The organism is Veillonella sp. CHU594 (genome assembly GCF_003992265.1).
In the GTDB taxonomy this organism is placed as follows: domain Bacteria; phylum Bacillota; class Negativicutes; order Veillonellales; family Veillonellaceae; genus F0422.
The window spans coordinates 73,839-93,977 of sequence record NZ_RQVB01000008.1; the positions used below are offsets into that span (position 1 = coordinate 73,839).

A 20,139-nucleotide genomic window follows, 5' to 3' on the forward strand; every position below is an offset into this window, starting at 1 on the left:
TTTAATCTAGCGAGCTTTTCGCTCAAGTTTCCTATACCTATGTAAGAATATTTGTATCTATAACTACTTTATAGCCTATAGGCATTCTGTACGGTCTACACGCTATGAAATAGTTTTATGCATTCATATACAAGTATATATAAAAACGGTGTATCATACAAGTACGATACACCATTTCTATTCATTGTGAGTACAAATTTATATATAGAATCCTCTATACTATCGCGATTCATAGGACTTTTGTAAAACATAGGCAAAGGCTTTTTTAGTGCCATCCTCTTGCTCTTGCAAGTACACCCCTTGAATTTCTGGGGCAAAGCCAGGCAATCGATTAATCCCTTCTTCTAAGGCTAAGAAATAATCTCGTGCCGTCTCTGACCAGCGCTCACCTGGCTGTACACAGAGCACTCCTGGTGGATATGGCAAGGCTCCTTCTAACGCCATACGCCCCACTACCTCAGACACAGGCACTAACTCGCCATGGCCTCGAACAAAATCAAAGTTCGCTTCTTGCGGTGATTTTACATAATCAGGAAAACACTCTTGTAAAAATAATTTCCGTTGTAAATCACTCACATTACGATCTTTATAAAAATTATGCATTTCTTGGCAAAGTTGATGAATTGTATATCCATCATAGGCCTTCCAGTGTTGATGATACACATAGGGCAATACTTCTTCCAACGGAGCATCTCTATCGATGAGCCTTTCAAACTCCACTAAATGAGATACTAATTGATCCATCTTTTCCTTCGTTTCCGCTGGCGTCATTAAGAATAATATGGTATTTAAATCGCATTTCTCTGGGATGATATGGCGATCTCGCAAGTAATGCGCCAAAATCGTAGCCGGTATACCAAAAGATTCATAGTCTCCTGTTTCTACATCAATACCAGGTGTAATCAATTGAAACTTACAAGGGTCAATGAAGTATTGGTTCTCTCCATAGTCTTGGAAGGAGTGCCATTTTCCATTCGGTTCAAACCGGAAGTAGGATAGGTCCTCTGCCATGCGTTCCGTATCACCAGCTTCCCAACATTGACCATGCACCATAGGTGGCACTAGTGGTCGTATATATTGACATCGTGTTAGCACTGATTTACGAGCTTCGATAGCCACTTTTACACACTCTTTCCACAGATATTGACCACCTAATCCTTCATGCATTTTAGCATTCACATCTAAGGATGCAAACAAGGGATAAAAGGGAGATGTAGAGGCATGCATCATAAAGGCATTGTTCATCCGTTTATGATTTACATACCGCGCTTGTCCTTTGATGTGTCTGTCTTTCTTATGTACCTGAGAGGCTTGAGAAAAGCCAGCTTGATGCTTATGTACTGATTGCGTCACGAGAATACCCGGATCATTTGGCCCTAATTCTAATAATAAAGGACTGCAATCTTTCATCATAGGAATAAATTGTTCGTATCCTACCCAAGCAGAATCAAATAAAATATAATCACAAAGATGTCCAATCTGATCTACCACTTGTCGTGCATTATAAATAGTACCATCATAGGTACCTAGCTGAATCACTGCCAACCGAATAGGCCGTTCTTCCTTTGCTTTCTCTGGATCTCTTTGCGCCACTAACTGACGGATATAGTTTTCTTCAAAGCAATGATCTAGAATCCCACCGATGGATCCAAATGGATTTCGTGCCGTTTCCAAGTACACTGGTATCGCCCCCGCTTGCACTAAAGCACCATGAGAAATGGACTTATGGTTATTTCTATCATAGAGCACCACATCTCCTGGTGCTAACAAGGCATTGAGAACCATTTTATTGGCGGAAGAGGTACCATTCAATACAAAATATGTTTTGTCCGCATTGAATACATCCGCTGCATGCTGTTGTGCATCACAAGCAGGTCCTTCATGAATGAGCAAATCGCCTAACTTCACATCTGCATTGCATAAATCACTGGTAAATACATTGGGGCCATAAAAATTGTAAAAAGCACGCCCTGCGGGATGTCTTTTAAAGAAGTCACCCCCTTGATGTCCGGGACAATCAAATTGAAGATTGCCATTAGTAGAGTACATAGCTAAGGTTCTAAAGAATGGTGGCAACACAGCATATTCATAGCGTATGGCCGCAGTCTCAACATCCTCTGCTAGTATGGATTCATCGAGTCTATGCGCTGTATATATTTTCATATTCGGCAAATCATCACTAGCTTTAATGAGGCGATCTCCATCTTTTGTAATCACAAAAAGCGGAATGGAAAAGGCTTGTACCTGTGGATGGTGAACCATGTCTTTCACATGAGCATCACTGACCACAATGGCAGATACCTCTGTAAAGTCTGCCGTCTCCACATCCACCGTAGGATATGTTATGTACTCTTTCAGGAGTTCTGCCACATCCTGAGAGAGCGCTAGGGATAATCGTTTAATCATGGAATCTCCTTACTTTCAAATACACATCAATCTGCCATAAATAAAATAGAGACCCAAAACGGGTCTCTACATGGTTCATTGCGATTACGCAAATACATTCACTAAGTCAATCGTTTGATCACGACCAGGACCTACAGAAACGATACCTACTTGTACGCCAGTTACTTCTGCAATGCGTTCGACATAACGACGTGCTGCTTCTGGTAATTCTTCATACTTGCGGATACCGGAAATATCTGTTTTCCAACCTGGGAATGTTTCGTATACTGGTTCACATTCTGCTAATACATCTAAGCTAGCAGGGAATCCTTGTACAGGCTCACCATTGCGAGTATAACCTACACAAATTTTCACTTCATCCAAACCATCTAAGATATCAAGGCGAGTGATTGCCAAATAATCCAAGCTATTCAATGCTGCACCATAAGTCACAACGGATAAATCTAACCAACCACAACGACGGGAACGACCTGTAACAGTACCGAACTCATGGCCTGTTTTACGAAGGTATTCACCAGTTTCATCTAATAGTTCAGATGGGAATGGCCCTTCACCAACACGAGTAGAGTATGCTTTTACTACACCAAAGATATTTTTTAAGTAGTTAGGGCCTACACCAGCGCCCACAGACGCACCGCCTGCTACTGGATGAGAGCTAGTTACGAATGGATATGTACCATGATCAAGGTCAAGCATCGTTGCTTGGGCCCCTTCAAACAATACTTTTTTACCAGATTTGATAGCATCAATCACGGCAAAGTTTGTATCTTTTACAAATGGACGTAATTGTTCTGCATAGCCTAAGTAATCTTTTAAAATTTCTTCAAAGTTAACTGGCTCAAAACCATATACGGCTGTTAACATTTTATTTTTCAATTCTACGTTGAAGTTAAGTTTCTTCTCAAATACAACTGGATCCATTAAATCGCAAATGCGAATGCCAATACGATTGACTTTATCTGCATAGCATGGACCGATACCATTTTTTGTAGTACCGATTTTAGCATCGCCTTTCACAGATTCTTCCGCTTCATCTAAACGATTATGATACGGTAAAATCACGTGAGCACGGTCAGAAATATATAAGGATTTTGCACTTTTACCTTCTTTTTCAAGGTTTACAATTTCTTCCAACAATACCTTAGGGTCCACAACGACACCAGTACCAATGATATTCATTTTATCATCGTAAAGAATACCGCTAGGCAATAAACGCAATGCGAAAGATTTACCATCTACGACTACTGTATGACCTGCATTATTACCACCTTGGCTACGTACTACCACATCAGCGCGTTCAGATAAATAATCAACGATTTTACCTTTACCTTCATCGCCCCATTGTGTGCCAATTACCATACTTGTTGCTACATTGGTTCCCATATGAATTGCCTCCATTACATCATAGAACTTTCTATCGTAATGACTACATTAAGTCATCGCTCTAAAAGTTCTTCCATTATTAGTATTACCTTCGTAAATAGGCGCCTAACGTACACTATTTACACTTTATTATAGCATAGATTGAAAACATTGGGGTAGTTATTCCCTACAAATTCCCATATCTTTATGATGAGCCCAACCGCTTTATAAATTCTTCTGGAATGGACGATAAGAATCGACTTGGTTGTTGCCAATACCCATTTGCATTAACCTTTGCATAGGTAATGGTCAAGTGTTTCTTAGCACGGGTTAACGCCACATAGAAAATACGTTTTTCTTCTTCTAATTTACCATCTTTAACGGCAAAGTAGAACGGAAGTCCCCCATCATGTGCACTAGCAATAAAGACATTCTCAAATTCACTGCCTTTGGCTTGATGGACCGTAATGATGGGGATACGACTGTCTCCTTTTCGTCGGAACATGCCCTCTCCCGAGTGAAGAGCAGACATTTCTAATATCTCTTTCACACCATCACGGCCTACATAGTGTGGATGTTCCGCTTCTAACTCTTTCATGATGCGGTATAGTTCGCGAATACTAGTTAATCTACGTTCCCCAGTGGGATCTTCTTTTACTTTCTTCTGATAGTGTTCCACTAGGCCCATATCATTCATAATATAGGCAAGAATTTCTGTAGGTTTACTCGTAGTCCACTTACTTCGTAAAGTATCCATAGAGGCAGCAATATTGGCAAATGTATCTCTATATTTATTTATAAATGCCATACGCTGTGCTTTCGTAGGAAGGATATTTTCTTTCATTGCATAGACCAATAATTTACCCGTCGCTATAATATCGTCCATGGCATTATGAGTAGACTGATGATCAATGGGAAAGTATCCACTTAAAAATTCTAGTTTATGGTTCGGCAAATTTGGATAGAACCTACGGTATATATCTAAGGTATCATAGATGGCTTGTACCCTTGGCATAGCTACACCATGTCGGCTACACTCTTGCTCTAATATGCTCATATCGTACTGCACATTATGACCGACAATCATGGACCCATCAGCAAACTGTCTGAATGCTTCCAGTACAGTTCGTGCATCACCACCAACCTTTTGTAAGTGCGCATCACTAAAGCCATGGACTAATTCTGAATCCCCTACAGGCACGCCGGGATTGATAAATCGTTCGAAGGTATCAATGATATTGCCTTCTTCATCGATGCGGATAGCTGCCATCTGCACAATGCGATCTTCCAGTATATTTACACCTGTCGTTTCCACATCAAATACAATGATATCTTTAGTCACTAGCCCTTTTTCTAATTGCTCATAAGGCTCTCGTGTAAAGATATTTGTGCTCATAAAATCGGTGATCCGCAACCCAGTTTTTCTCACTGCTGTGCTTTCTAATTCCTCCATACGCTTATCACCAACCCCTTTGACAAAGGTTCGAATGATCCGTTTTGTACTCATCAAATCCCAAGGATTCACTAAGCATTTAAAAAATGCCAATACATCCTTAATTTCTAAACGTCGGAAAAATTTTAATTCATCTGCCAAAATAAATTTTAGTTGCATCTTTTCTGGCAATTGTCGATTACATCGTTTAAATTGTTCACTTAATCGTACGGCTTGTTTATTGGTGCGCACCAAAATTCCTACAGGGGGCATCTCTTCGCCAGTTCTCAGCTGTTGAATAGATTGAAATATATACCCAGCCTCATCCTGAGCATCTGTAGCCGCATATATCGAAATAGGCTCACCTTGCTGTGTGGCTATCGCTTTCGGTTCTTTTTGATACAACTCTCGCACCTGCTGAGGGAACATATCTTTCAGCATGGAAAAGGCTCCCTTAAACAGCATCTGATTAGACCGATAGTTTGTATCAAACACCAATTCTATGGGGTTATACTCTCTGCGATACCGATCGATTAATGTAATCGGATTAGACCCACGCCATTCATAAATGGTTTGAAAGTAATCCCCACAGAGCAAAATATGGTTACCCTTCCACATGGTATTCATCACTTCATATTCTAATTCACTAGTGTCTTGCATTTCATCTACTGCAATATAGGAATAGCGCTGGCGCCAACGATTAGCCACTTCGGGGCGCTGAAAGATTTGGTGAACACGAGTAATTAAATCAGCAAAATCTAGCCCATTCAATGAACGTAATCGCCATTCGTATTCCATCAATACTTGTAGCCCTTTTTCTTCTAAAAATTCGGCAGTATCTTCTGACATGATGCTATACCAAACAGACTCTTCCCTTTTCATACGCTTGATTGTCCGTGCATAATCATCTTCTATACTAGAGGAATAATATTGATACTTAGAACGATGTTCTTTCACCGCACTGATAACTTCACGAATCGTATTTGCATGTATTTTAGGTGCCATAAGACCTTGCTCTTCGCTATAGGCCTTCACAAGATTCGGCAAATATTCACTCAATAATTCCTCTACATCTTCTTCGTCAAAGATGAGAAATTCTTTAAACAAATCTTCTTGTAATTTTGCTTCTTCTTGCAAAATAGTATAACAAAAGCTGTGAAATGTAGATACTTTCACAGCTTGTGCCTCTTGCCCTACAATCGCAATCATGCGTTCTTTCATTTCACGACACGCTTTATTCGTAAATGTTAAACACAAAATTTGATCCCCAGTGGCACGTCCCGTTTCCAAGATATGTGCCACCCGATAGGACAATGTATTTGTTTTTCCCGTTCCTGCAGAAGCTAGCAATACAATATTTCTATCTAATTCCTGTACAACTTGTTGTTGAATGTCATTAAGTACCACAGTATTTGATTGCATAGTTGCTCCTTATTTCACCAATGAAAGTACGCTAATCCTAGCACTGGTATAGGCCCTAACACGGCTGTTAGTGCCCACAACATAATATTCATATCCAAGGGAATATGGAATACTTCTGTAATCACTGCATAGGTAATCATACCTAAAAAGACATTGGTTGCTACCCGTTTGATGGTAAACCATGCTACCTTAATAATCATCCAAGCTACAACAATAGCTACTACAGCTTGTAATACGTAATCCATCATTACCTCATTTCTTGACGATGTAATACAGCACCGCTCAAGGTCACCTCATCAGCGTATTCAATATCCCCGCCTACAGGAATACCACGGGCAATACGAGTGACCTTAATCCCCGTAGGTTGCAATAATCGAGCAATATATAGAGCCGTTGCTTCCCCTTCTACATCAGGATCTGTGGCGATGATAACCTCTTGCACTGTATTATCTTGAAGGCGCAACATGAGCTCTTTCAAGCGGATGTCTTCTACGCCTACCCCATCAATAGGGGACAAAGCCCCTTCCAACACATGGTATAGCCCTTTATAGTCACCACTGCGTTCGATGGCGATGACATCACGGGATGTTTCCACCACACAAATCATCGATCTGTCCCGTTTAGAGCTAGCACAAAACTCACAAGGATCTTGAGCTGATAAATTAAAGCATTGGGAACATCTATGAGTCGCTTCTTTCGCTGCAAGGATGGTTTCTACCAAGCGTTGTACATCTTCTGCATCTGCCTCAATGAGATGGTATGCTAATCGTCTAGCCGATTTAGCCCCCACACCTGGTAGGCGACGCAACTCTTCTACTAATCGTTCTAAAGGATTTGTCATATTAGAACATACCTGGCATTCCAGGAAGTTTCAAGTTTCCTGTGACAGCCCCTAATTTTTTCTCTGCCACTTCTTTTGCTTTACGGTTCGCTTCATTCACAGCTGCTAAAATTAAATCTTCTAATGCTTCCACATCTTCTGGATCTACTGCAGCAGGAGCAATTTTAATGGACAATACTTCTTGTTCTCCATTCATTGTTACAGATACAGCACCACCACCGATAGATGCTTCTACCACGGTGTTTTTAATTTCTTCTTGTGCTTTTTCCATATCTTTTTGCATTTTTTGAACTTTTTTCAACATACCTTGCATATTACCGCCACCAAACATAGTGAACCTCCTTCATTACTTAGACAAATCGTCTACTTCTTTCACATAAATATCATACCCGCTAGCCTCCATGTGTTGTAAAGCATCATAGAGTAGAGTTTCTTGTTTTTCTTCATCACTGGCCTCGGCTGAAGACCATTTCGGCAATGTCCGTATCTCGTCTATGTCTTCTTCTGAAAGCATGCCTTTCCCCATTTCCTGATAGTAGGGGTTTAATACTTCCTCTGGATTCTCATAGACTGTGAGAAAGTCATCAATAATACCCTCTACATTGGTCGGATCACTACCAGCACCTACCTTTGAAGTGGTGTTTGTCCCTACATAAGTGGGTTTCCCACTGTCAGGCCTCGATGTTTCTACAGATACAGTTGGCATCTCCTCATCAGCTGTCACCGGTATCGTTCCTTGCGCCGCAACAATTGGTTGTCCTATCCCTTCAGTTTCTTTAGTACCTTTCACCACAGGAGTCGGTACCGTTGGTTGTACCTGCGACTGTCCGCTTTGCTGTAAAGTCCCTCCAAAGGATTTTGCTGCCTCTAAGTATACCTGCAGTTTAGGGTCCTTCTTATCGATGGCTTTCACCACAATCGGCCGTCCTATCACTTGTTGAAACGCTTTCTTCCCACATTCTACATGTTGCGGTTGCACCAGAATAGGTCCTGCAATAGGCGTAGGAAACACCAAGATAGCTTGCTCTTGATCTAAGTACACCAAGGTTCCTTGCTGATAGATCGTATTTAGCAATCCATAGTTCTTGCCTCTCAACCATTTTATCACGTTTGCTAAAATCGTGCTATATTCATGAGGACTCACCATCCCCTGCCCTACGGTTCGCTCTTGCGCCGTGTCAAATGTCGCCGTTTTAGGCTTTACCGATGGAGATGCTTTCTTCGGTAATGGTGGTGGCAAGGAGCTTTTACCAATAGAATCGGCCACTTTAGCTACACGAGGAGGTGGTAACGGGGATGTTGCTTTTACAGTTCTAGCTCTCACTGGTGAGACAGGTGGCAACAACACCTCATCCTCTACTGGATGAGGAATATCCTCCAAGACTCCATCATATACATCCATATCCGACACAGGTAGTGCAGGTTCTACCACAGAGCTGGCAACTACAGGTCGTTGTTCCGCCCACTCATTCAACTTTTGGAGCAATGTATCTTCTTGACGATTCACAAATTGTTCCATCGTCGTCATGCGACCTTCCAAGGTTTGGTAGGTACCGCCACCTAATTGCAAGAGTGAAAGCAATCCCATTTCTACAATCACTCGTGGGTTATCTACTTGTTTTGCGTTATTTTGCACCGTTTGTAATACATTGATATAGCGTCCTATCTCCTCCATAGATAACGCATTGGCCTGCGCCAATAATCGCTCTTTATGCGTATCATAAGCTAATAGCTCTTCCGCCTCAGGTAATACTTTCGCCACAATCATAGCTCGCAGATGTTCTACTAAGGCCGTTACAATTTGACGAGCATCACGCCCCATTTGTAGCGCTTCATCTACAGCTTGCAGTAAAGCCGCTCCATTACCGGATTTCAATATATCTACCATAGTTAGCACCCAAGATTTGCTCACTAAGCCAATCATAGATTCTACTAAAGGAGCTGTAATCATATCTGAGGTCATACCGGAACATTGATCCAGAATACTCAAGGCATCCCGTAACCCACCATCTGCATGGACTGCAATCACTTGTGCCGCCGCAGGGTCAAGAGAGATATTGCTTTCCTTCGCCACATGCAATAAATGGGCTGTAATATCTTTTGCTGTAATACGGCGGAATGTATACCGCTGACAACGAGATAAAATAGTAACCGGTAATTTCTCCGATTCTGTTGTGGCAAAAATGAACATCACATGGCTTGGCGGTTCCTCGATCGTTTTCAACAAGGCATTCCATGCTTCATTGGTAAGCATATGGGCTTCATCAATGATAAATACTTTTTTATGACCTACTACAGGTAAGAAGTTCACCTGTTCCCGCAAGGCACGCACTTCATCAATACCTCGATTGGAAGCCGCATCAATTTCGATCACATCCAAGGCTTGTCCTTGTAACATTTGCTGGCACGATTCACACTGACCACAAGGTGTATCTGTAGGTCCCTGTTCACAGTTAATAGCGCGCGCAAATATTTTTGCCATACTCGTTTTGCCCGTACCTCTAGGACCAGCAAATAAATAGGCATGGGCCACTTTATCTTCACGAATAGCTCGTTGTAATGTATCCGACACATGATGTTGACCTACAACATCTGTAAACTGTTTTGGTCTCCATCGTCTATATAACGCTAAATAACTCATAGTCCCTCCTTTCCCTTAAGATATGAAAAAAAGCAGCTAAGCTAGCTGCTTTACCATAGCACTCGAATCTGACAGCCCTATAGGTTTCCTCGTGGCACAAGAGAGTAACCGCTTAATGCTGCTCCAATCAAGGCCTGACATGGTTCACAGGCTCTCCTTGCACAAGCCCCATAGAACTGTCATATTCCAATGCTATTACCCTATTATTATACATGTTTTTCTATCCCTATTCAAGGGTATATACCTAATCCATCATAAATTGTGCTACACATTAGATGCTATTATTATAACAGAGTTAATTTGATAATTATCTCTTAAGTATCCCTTTATATGTACTAGTTTTCTTGTCCCTATTCTACAAGGATTGATTGTTATTTTTTGACATATGCAATTCTGAAGTATTACAAGAGTAGAAAATAGAAAAAAGGACGGTGGCAGCCGTCCTTTTTTGAGCTTATGGATGAATTTCTACAACCCTCTTAGAAAGATTCATTCCTTCTACCCCAAATATACACCATTCTATCCTAACATACAATGGAATTAAATCCCCAAAAACACTTGTACTAGTTGCTGTATTTTTTGCCATGCACTTTGTTTCTGTTCTTGTCGCTGACCACCTCTTCTACGAGATCTAGACGGTAGGATATTACTCAACTCAGTTCCATCATATTCGGCATGTCCCTTTTCAATAGAAGTCATAATATACCGTCGTGCTTCTTCTATCACTTGTGGCTGTATGCCTAACTCTTCAATCGTATTGGCAATGGATAATTCCTTCTCTACCTTTGCAAAAGTATAGAACGCATCGATAATACTTTCATGGTCACTAAGTGTAGAAATATCTGTACTATGCATAAATTTCACAATAAGATCTTCCTTCGCACGGGTTCCAATACTGGAACGAATCGCTCGGCGAACTTCTTGTTCAACAGCATTCAAGTTGTCCGTACTCTTCGTTTTTTCCGCAATTAACTGCAAAATATAATCTAGATTAATTTCATCGGTCCTTAACAAATCAATGTGAAACTCTATATCTGACAAGTCAATAACTTGTGCCTCTGCTTCGCTATATTTGCGCCCTTCAGAAAAATCTTCCTTGATATCCACATAGACGCTCTTCATATCTTGAACAAGTCGCGGTGGAATCAATGGTTCTAACTCACAAAACTCATCAAAGTTACGCAAAATATTTTCAGCTTTCAAAAATTCCCCGAACAATTGGGCAAATTCTTTTTTATCTGCATTAGTTTCAATTTCAGTAGGGTCTGGGAATTTAGCTAACAATTCTTCACAAATTGATTCATAGCCACGATACGATTCATTTGTATCATCGTCAATAAATCCAGTCATATAGTCATCAAAACTACGTTCTAAAATTGTGGTCACACTATTTTTATCACCAAACACTTGAATAGCTTCTTTCGTAGCCTTATCTAAGTCTCTAAAGCACACGATATTACCAAATTTTTTCTCACTATTTAAAATTCGATTCGTCCTAGAAAAGGCTTGAATCAACCCATGATACCGTAAGTTTTTATCTACAAATAATGTGTTTAATGTAGGTGCATCAAACCCCGTTAAGAACATCCCTACGACAATCAACAAATCAATATCTTTATCTTTAACCCGTTTTGCTAGATCTTTGTAATAATTTTGAAACTCTTCGATTTTAAAATTACTACTAAACATAGCATTATAGTCATCCATAGCAGATATGAGAAACTGTTTTGCCGAAGTTGTAAGCGAGGTTGCCTCAAATGATTCATCTTTGATTTCTCCATAGGCAGACTGATTTTCATTAGTTGCAAAACTATAAATAACGCCTACTTTCAACTTTTTTTCTTCAGGCAAATCATTTTGCAATATCTTGAATGCTTCATAATACATTTTGGCAGCTTCTACACTTTGTACGGCAAACATGGCATTAAATCCGCGCATTTGTTTATTCCGCACTGTAAAGTGTACATTACGATGCGTTTTCATAGGAAATACTTTCAAGATATGCTTAGTCACTGCTTGGATTCGTTCAGGATGCAACAATAGTTTTGATTCTAACTTAGCTAACTCTGCATCATCCGTTTCAGTTTCTGCACTTTTAAAGTTCGCCGATATATTATTATAATCCACCTTAAACTTCAATACTTTTTCATCACGAATGGCATCGGTAATGACATAACTATGTAATTGAGCCCCAAAAATTCCTGCTGTCGTTTCTCCTGTCAAAGAGTTCTCATCAAAGATAGGTGTTCCGGTGAACCCAAATTGATAATAACATTTAAACTTACTCCGAATTGCTTTCTGTACTTTACCAAATTGAGAACGGTGACACTCGTCATAGATAAATACACAATGCTTTTGGTAAATATCATGCTTACTATGTTTTTGAATAAACTGATTTAGCTTTTGTATCGTTGTCACCACGATACGACTGGTATTTTCACTAATATTACGAGCTAACTCTTTCGTATCTTTGCTACCATTTACGCAATCTTTTTGGAACTTCTGATACTCTACCATCGTTTGATAATCCAAGTCTTTTCTATCTACTACAAAAAACACCTTATCAATATATGGTAATTGAGTTGCCAGCCTAGCTGCTTTATAGGATGTTAATGTTTTCCCTGATCCTGTGGTGTGCCAAATAAAGCCACCTGCTTCAATGGTCCCTTGCTTTTTATTTTCATAACCAGCTTGAATCTTCCACAAAATACGTTCTGTTGCGGCAATCTGGTAAGGTCTCATAATCAATAATGTATTCGATGCATCAAATACACAATATTTCGTAAGAATCTCAAGAATTGTTCGCTTATCAAAAAAAGTACGCGTAAAATCTTCCAAATCTGTAATCGGTTTATTTTTAGCATCTGCCCATTCACAAGTAAATTCGTAGTTATTTTTACTCGGTGTTAGGGTATTCGCAAAATATCGAGTCTTCGTCCCATTAGATATGACAAAAATTTGTACATATTGAAATAAAGAACTTCTTACGTTAAAACTTTCATTACTGTATCGGTGAATCTGATTAAAAGCTTCTTTTATGGGAACACCGCGTTTCTTTAACTCTATATGAACTAATGGTAATCCATTAACAAAAATTGTCACATCATATCGATTGCGTACAGTTCCTTCTGTGGCCTGAATCTGATTCCCTACTTGCACCACATTGTTATTAATATTTGTAGCATCAATAAGTTTTATATTTTGACGATGTCCATCATCAAATTGAAAGTCCCATGACTCTCGCTCCTGAAACTTTCTAGTTTTTTCTATAATCCCCTGATTCTCCGGAATAATAAATTCACGAAGTAATCGCTTCCACTCCTCATTTGTGAATGTTACCGCGTTTAAGTGCTCTAATTGAACTCTCAGATTCTCTTTTAGCTCTTCGTCTGTTTTACAGGTCAAACGTGTATATCCTTGAGCCTCTAAATCATTCACTAATTGTAATTCCATGGCACCTTCTGTTTGATAACTTTCACTGACCCGTGAAAGCTTTTCATACTTAGCCAGTACAATCCCGTGATTAAGTTCCATAATTGGAGCCAAGTTATACGTTTTTCCACCGTCCATTGTTAGTCCCCCTTATCTCTGTGACGCCTTTGAAAACGATAAGAGGCGCTCACGATAATATTCATATTGTTGTTGCCGTAATTCAATTTCTTTTGGTAGCCCCTCTTGCATATCATGGACTAATGTGTTGAAAGTATCAAGAATAGAGACAATCCGTTGTTGCACGTGAAGAGGAGGTACAAAAAAACTATACTCCATAATTTTCTTCTTATCACCACGAGGCATCTTAGCGCCCTTCGAGAATTGAATCGCATACTCAAAAAAATCTTCATTTGCTAAAATATGGTATAAATATCTCGACTCTATAATTTTCTTTTCACTTATTTTGATAATAAGAACATCTCCACTTGCTCCACCTACTAAATCTGAGTGCCATATTTTTCTCAAATATGGTCTTATATTTCCTATTAAGATATCGCCTTTATTAAATTTAGCAAAATTTCCTACTTTGGGAACACAAGATGATTCTTCCTTTCCACCTTTATCTTTTAATAAATTCTCCACCCCTACATAATTTGTCCCGTTCAAATCATTCCACGATATTCTCTCATCAGAGTATGCGGATACATCCTTTAATGTATATAAAATTATCTTATCTTCTATATCTACATCTACAATCTTTGCTACTTCTCGCAACACAAGATAATAATCATCAGATATAGTCAACGTGCGTGCGTGCGTGCGTGCGTGCGTGCTATCACATTCACTACTGAATGTCAAGAGTTTTTCACGATAATATTCATATTGTTGTTGCCGTTGTTTTATTTCCGCTGGTAATAAACCTTTAGTATCTGCTATCATTGCCTGGAACTTATCTAGGATGGTTGCAATTTTATGTTGTAGTGAAAGCGGTGGAATCATTACTTCAACTTTTCCTAACTCCTGTCCACTTAATGATGCTCTAGTAGTAAATGAACTTCTTTTTATTATTTCTTTTCTAACCGAATAACTTCTAAATAGGTGGGTACTAAATTCTGGCAATAATAGATTATCATTCTTTAACCGTCCTCGTATTGTGAAGCCATTAAATACACACTTTTCCATATCTTCTAGCATAACAGAGCTGTAGCCCACTTCATCTTTCACTTCAGAAGTTCTTGTAAATAAAACATCCCCTCTCTGAACACTAAATCGTTTTATTTCATCTTCTGTAACATCCACTTTATTATCAATATCTTCGGCCGTTAATCTATCTAGCTTATATACATTCATATAGCTAACAAACGGTATCCCTTTACCAAAATACTCTTTACCTTTATTTAATCCATTCTTAAACTCAAAAACCTCAGAAAGTGCCAAAACTTGTAATTGTCTATCTACTTCCATCTCTTTACAGAGTTTTTGTATATACTCTTCGCTAAGAAGTGTATCGCGATAATATGTATATTGATCAATACGTTTCTGTAGTTCAGTCTGTAGTTCAGTCTGTAGTTCAGTAACATATTCTGTGAATTTGTCAAGTGTTTTTACTATTTTTTCTTGAACTTCTAGTGATGGAATGGGAATCTCAAACTTACCTAAATCTCTACCGTATACGTGTGGTACACCACTTCCTTGCTTCAATTGATAGATTTTATGCTGCTGTTGTAATAACCAATGATAAACATATTTTTTATTTAGCGTTTCATTCGGCTCAACAGAAAAAGCATCACTTAAAAATATCGGCTTTTCCCAATAACTTACAAAGCCTGCATAAGCACCACTTCCAGCAACTGCAATTGTATTTTTTTCTCTATTACTTTGATTATGATAATATGCTGGTTTCTGTCCCCCACCTATAACAGGAATATTCCCCTCCACTGTTTCTTTTTTATTAATCGTATTTCCCCGATGAAATGTACATACATCCCCCAGTTTCTTCCACTCCACTGGTTCATTCTCCAATAATCTTAATAGATCCATTTATTTCCCTCCTTTCTTTGCTATATTCTCTATGTGCTTAATCTCCTCTAAATAATCTCTTTCTACTCGAGTTAATGTATGTTCTATATAGGCATTATATTCTACATCCACTTTATGCTCCATTTGTGTCTTGGAAATATGCCCTGCATGCTGCAATACTTTCTCACCTGTAGATGCTAAGACCATATCAATGTGAGCTATCCAATCTGCCATAGTCATCGCTTCTTCTCGTCTTGCTTTTCTTTCAGCAAAGTCTAAGTAACCAGACACTAATTGATTCAAGTCTAATAATTCTGTTTCTGACAAGTAGTTCTTCGCCACTTTTGCCTCTGCTCTCGTAGGTAATTCTCCTTTAAATGTAGTGAGTCCTAAAAAGTCATGATGTCTATCTACACGGTCATACACCAATTCAGCTGCTGTATGCTGATGTACCGCATAATGTAATTTATTTTGTACTGTTCGAAAAAATATTTGTGCTTCCTTGCTTCGTTTATCATAGTCAATAGAGGTAGCAAATAAATCTAGTACCTGACGATAAAATACTTTTTCACTAGAACGAATATCACGAACACGAGCTAACAATTCTTTAAAATAGTGTCCTCCACCCATTTCTTTCAATCGTTCATCATCCATGGCAAAGCCTTTTTCTAAGTACTCTTTCAATATAGTAGAGGCGTACAGACGAAATTGAACTCCTCTAGGAGAACGCACCCGATATCCTATGGCTAGAATCACATCCAGATTATAAAAAGCTACTGGCTTATGTTGTGTTTTCCCTTCTATAGCCCCATGTTTAGTGGTTGTCAACTGATAGTTGACAACCACTTTTTCATCTAGTTCTCCATCAGCAAAAATAGCCTTAATATGTTTGCTAATATTTTGTTTCGTAGTTTGAAATAACTCTGCAATTTGCATCTGGTTCAACCAGACTGTTCCATCTTGTAGGGTAAGACTAATCTTTGCTTGTCCATCTTCTGTATTATATATAATCAGATCTTTATTCATTGCTCTCTAGCTCCCTAACTATCTCATCAATGGAAGTACGTAAGGCATCAATCTTCTTCACTGTATCTTCAATTTCTCGATTTAACACGTGAATATCAATTTTTTCTCTTGTATCTTCTTTTTCTACATACGTCGATACAGATAAATTATAGTCATTCTCTACAATCTCATCATGCGCCACATATCGTGAGAAATAGTCTACATCAGCCCTATGTCTAAACTCTTCTATAATATGTTCTATATTCACTTCTTCTAAAATATTGTTATTTGTCTCTTTTTTAAACTCTTTAGATGCATCAATAAACAGTATCTTATTTTCCGTTTTATTTTTTGCTAATACCAATACACAAGTAGCAATACTTGTACCAAAAAACAGATTATCTGGCAATTGAATCACTGCATCAACAAAATTATTATCTACTAAATATTTCCTGATGATTCTTTCCGCACCTTTGCGATAGAAAATACCAGGGAAACAAACTATTGCCGCTCGACCTTTGGTAGACAAATAACTTAATGCATGCATAATGAAAGCAAAGTCTGCATACGATTTAGGTGCCAATTTCCCCGCTGGTGCAAACCTTTCATCATTAATTAGTGTCGGATTTGCATCCCCCACCCATTTAATGGAGTATGGTGGATTTGACACAATGGCATCAAATGGCTTGTCATAATTGTGCATAGGGTCTAACAAAGTATCTCCACGCTTAATGTCAAAATTATTAAAATTAACATTATGAAGAAACATATTCATACGTGCCAAATTATAATTGGTCATATTAATTTCTTGACCATAAAATCCATCTTCTATCACATGGTCATCAAATTGTTTTTTCATCTGCAACAACAAAGATCCACTACCACAGGTTGGGTCATAAACTTTATTAATTTTTGTTTTTCCATCCATCACAATACGAGCCAATAACTTTGAAACCGTTTGGGGAGTAAAAAACTCTCCACCCGATTTCCCTGCATTACTAGCATAGTTAGAAATTAAATATTCATAGGCATCACCGAAGGCATCAATGTCATTATCTTCAAAATTTCCAAACTGAATCGCTGCAATTCCTTCTAAAATATTAACTAGTCGTTCATTCCGTTCTTCTACGGTAGCACCTAAGCGATTACTCTTCGTGTCTACATCCTCAAATAATCCTTTTATATCATCCTCGGAATTAAATCCTCTCGCACTTCCTTCTATAGCCGAGAAAATATTTGCTAAGTCAACATTTAAATTTTCATTACTGCGAGCATGCTTAACTACATTCTGAAAGAGTTGGCTAGGCAAAATAAAAAATCCTTTTTCTTCAACCGTATCAGGGCGGAAACATTCCTCAGCTTCTTCATCAGAAATATCTGCATAATCAAAATTGGGATCACCATCTATGGCATTATGTTCTTCTCGATTAAAGTATTCCGTAATATTTTCAGAAATAAACCGATAGAATAAAATTCCTAATACATATTGTTTAAAATCCCATCCATCTACAGCTCCTCGCACATTATCTGCAATAGCCCAAATTTTTCTATGTAATTCTGCTCTTTGTGCACTTTCCATCCTGTTGACCCTCGCTATATCATCATACTGTCATTATAGTTATATTCCTTTTTATTGTACTTCTTTTAAGAGATCTTTGTCACCTATGTAACAGCAATACAAATTAGATTTTTAAAGCTTATATATTTTAATACTATATCTTGCTAAATATGATGTAGTTCAGTTCACAACAAGCTGATTAAGTTCCATTGGAACGAAGAAAAGCCACATCATGTATTAAAAACTTTAGCGTAGGTCAGTTTTTAATACATGATGTGGCTTTTCTACAATTTTCAAGAGTTATTCTGCATATAAGGGTGTAATATAAGATGCCCTTTGAAGTATTCTCCTACATAGATATCCCTAATGGAATATCCTTGATCTCGCACTTCTTCTTCCAACCAAGCCATGTCTTTATCGGCTAGGTCTAGAATATCTGGATCTACTACGCCATCTACAATAACAGGGTAGCGAATGATATCATCACCATTCATGACCAGCGTTAATTGACCATTTTGCTCTAGCACAGCACGGCGTACATCACTCACAAGGGTAACCCCTGCGCTCCGAAGTTTCAACTGCAAATCACTGCCACGAAGACCACGTTTCAAACATTCTCCAACACGAATCTTTCCCCGATCAATGACAATGCTAGGTCGTCCATCAATAAGTGTCTTAATCCATCGCACATGAGCGCTAAGAAAACGTAAGCCCATAACTACAATCGTCCAAGCAATCAATACCAGGAAGAATTGTAAGATGCCGATGCTTTCACTGTAGATAACAGCACCAATAATACCACCTAGTACATAGTTTTGTACCTGATCTAAAGCCGAGTTCGGCGCCAAGTTTCCCTTACCCATCAAGTTCATTTGTAAAATGAGAGCTAAAATACCAAGGGCTAGCTTAATAAATACTAATGTATATCCTGTTAACATATTATTGCCCATCCTTCTTCACATCTACCACCTTAGGATTACTGTTGATCATCTCCACAGGTCGCAAAGAATAGCCATCTTTATTCATAGTAAAAGTCACCTCAAAATAGGCTTCCTCGATATTGACTATCATACGATCTTGCACGCGCAATGTATTAACGCGAATCTTATCCTTAGGTACATCTGCACGTTCACTTAAATTATTTAAGAATTGCACCATATAGCTCGATTCTTCTGCACTATTAATATCACGAGTGTAATCATTAACTTGCAATCCTAATAAAAATACAAGCCCCAATACAATGATAATGCCCAAGTCACGGAACTTAGTATCAAAACGATTATACATAACTTTTACACCTACTACTAGCAATGCTACTAATAAAATAGATGTCATAATGTATTGCAACAGAGATGTAAACTCTCCTCGTTGCACCACATAAGCATAGGTATAAAATTCCATAATTACCTCACAGTTCTTACTTTAACGCTTCATTATACTGCGCTCGATCTCCCCCTACAAATTTAGGCCGCACACGAGCTGCTGTTACATGAGCTGCTCCAATTTCTTTTACGCTTAATCGCACAGGCACTGCCACATGTTTTAGATGCATACCAATAAAAGTATCTCCAATGTCGATGCCTGCATCAGCCTTTACATGCTCTACCACCACAGGATCCGACCAAGTTGCATAGGCTGTAGTTGCCATGGAGCCTCCTGCATGTTGCGTAGGCACAGCATTTACTTCTTCATAGCCTCTAGCCTCTGCGGCATGATGTTCCATTACCAAGGCCCGATTGAGATGTTCACAACATTGAATTGCTATGTCAAAGCCATATTCATCTTGTACTTCAGACAACGCTGTAAACAAATCTGATGCCACAGAGAGAGAGGAATCCTTACCAATATGACCACCTCTCACTTCGCTAGTGGAACATCCTACTACCAGTAGTTTACCTTCTTGCAGTTTTGCTGTCGTAGCCAATTCTGCTACAGCAGCTTTCATAGACTCATATATATTTTCATTCATAGGATTGCCTCCTCTTCATTGAGTACGAATCGACGTAAACAAGTATGCCATC

General features: G+C 38.8%; 14 protein-coding genes and 1 other RNA gene. All 15 read right to left on the reverse strand.

The window, feature by feature from the left end:
* Positions 1–219: 219 nt before the first annotated feature.
* The 15 genes from speC to EO111_RS06410 all read right to left on the reverse strand — a co-directional run bounded on the left by speC (position 220) and on the right by EO111_RS06410 (position 20,087).
* Entirely contained in the window at positions 220–2,406 is a 2,187-nt protein-coding gene (speC, locus tag EO111_RS06340) for an ornithine decarboxylase (protein ID WP_127011043.1), read from the reverse strand.
* Between the two features lie 84 nt (positions 2,407–2,490).
* A complete protein-coding gene (locus tag EO111_RS06345; protein ID WP_127011044.1) occupies positions 2,491–3,789 on the reverse strand; it encodes an adenylosuccinate synthase in 1,299 nt (432 codons plus the stop codon).
* Between the two features lie 184 nt (positions 3,790–3,973).
* On the reverse strand, positions 3,974–6,622 hold the full coding sequence (locus EO111_RS06350) for a 3'-5' exonuclease (RefSeq protein WP_127011045.1): 2,649 nt from the start codon (positions 6,620–6,622) through the stop codon (positions 3,974–3,976).
* A 14-nt stretch (positions 6,623–6,636) separates the two neighbouring features.
* Complete coding sequence (locus EO111_RS06355; RefSeq protein ID WP_009353191.1) at positions 6,637–6,867, reverse strand: hypothetical protein; 231 nt, start codon at positions 6,865–6,867, stop codon at positions 6,637–6,639.
* 2 nt (positions 6,868–6,869) lie between these two features.
* Positions 6,870–7,463: a recombination mediator RecR gene (recR, locus tag EO111_RS06360; protein ID WP_009353178.1), complete on the reverse strand. Its 594-nt coding sequence runs from the start codon at positions 7,461–7,463 to the stop codon at positions 6,870–6,872.
* 1 nt (position 7,464) lies between these two features.
* Positions 7,465–7,794: a YbaB/EbfC family nucleoid-associated protein gene (locus EO111_RS06365; RefSeq protein ID WP_009353175.1), complete on the reverse strand. Its 330-nt coding sequence runs from the start codon at positions 7,792–7,794 to the stop codon at positions 7,465–7,467.
* A gap of 15 nt (positions 7,795–7,809) precedes the next feature.
* On the reverse strand, positions 7,810–10,104 hold the full coding sequence (gene dnaX / locus EO111_RS06370) for a DNA polymerase III subunit gamma/tau (protein WP_127011046.1): 2,295 nt from the start codon (positions 10,102–10,104) through the stop codon (positions 7,810–7,812).
* A gap of 55 nt (positions 10,105–10,159) precedes the next feature.
* Positions 10,160–10,300: signal recognition particle sRNA large type (gene ffs, locus EO111_RS06375), an RNA gene on the reverse strand.
* A gap of 344 nt (positions 10,301–10,644) precedes the next feature.
* Positions 10,645–13,674: a type I restriction endonuclease subunit R gene (locus EO111_RS06380; protein WP_126940838.1), complete on the reverse strand. Its 3,030-nt coding sequence runs from the start codon at positions 13,672–13,674 to the stop codon at positions 10,645–10,647.
* Between the two features lie 12 nt (positions 13,675–13,686).
* Positions 13,687–15,576: a restriction endonuclease subunit S gene (locus EO111_RS06385; RefSeq protein ID WP_127011047.1), complete on the reverse strand. Its 1,890-nt coding sequence runs from the start codon at positions 15,574–15,576 to the stop codon at positions 13,687–13,689.
* Positions 15,577–16,581: a RhuM family protein gene (rhuM, locus tag EO111_RS06390; protein WP_126940840.1), complete on the reverse strand. Its 1,005-nt coding sequence runs from the start codon at positions 16,579–16,581 to the stop codon at positions 15,577–15,579. It lies immediately after the preceding gene.
* Entirely contained in the window at positions 16,574–18,139 is a 1,566-nt protein-coding gene (locus EO111_RS06395; RefSeq protein ID WP_126940841.1) for a type I restriction-modification system subunit M, read from the reverse strand. The genes rhuM and EO111_RS06395 overlap by 8 nt, the downstream gene beginning before the upstream one ends.
* 272 nt (positions 18,140–18,411) lie before the next feature.
* The gene (locus EO111_RS06400; protein ID WP_126940842.1) at positions 18,412–19,056 is read right to left on the reverse strand and encodes a DUF421 domain-containing protein; all 645 of its coding nucleotides are present in this window, start codon (positions 19,054–19,056) and stop codon (positions 18,412–18,414) included.
* A gap of 1 nt (position 19,057) precedes the next feature.
* Positions 19,058–19,519, reverse strand: coding sequence for a DUF3290 family protein (locus EO111_RS06405; RefSeq protein WP_127011048.1), 462 nt, complete (start codon positions 19,517–19,519; stop codon positions 19,058–19,060).
* Positions 19,520–19,535: 16 nt separating this feature from the next.
* Positions 19,536–20,087, reverse strand: a complete 552-nt coding sequence (locus EO111_RS06410) for a TIGR01440 family protein (protein WP_062403516.1) — start codon at positions 20,085–20,087, stop codon at positions 19,536–19,538.
* Positions 20,088–20,139: the final 52 nt, after the last annotated feature.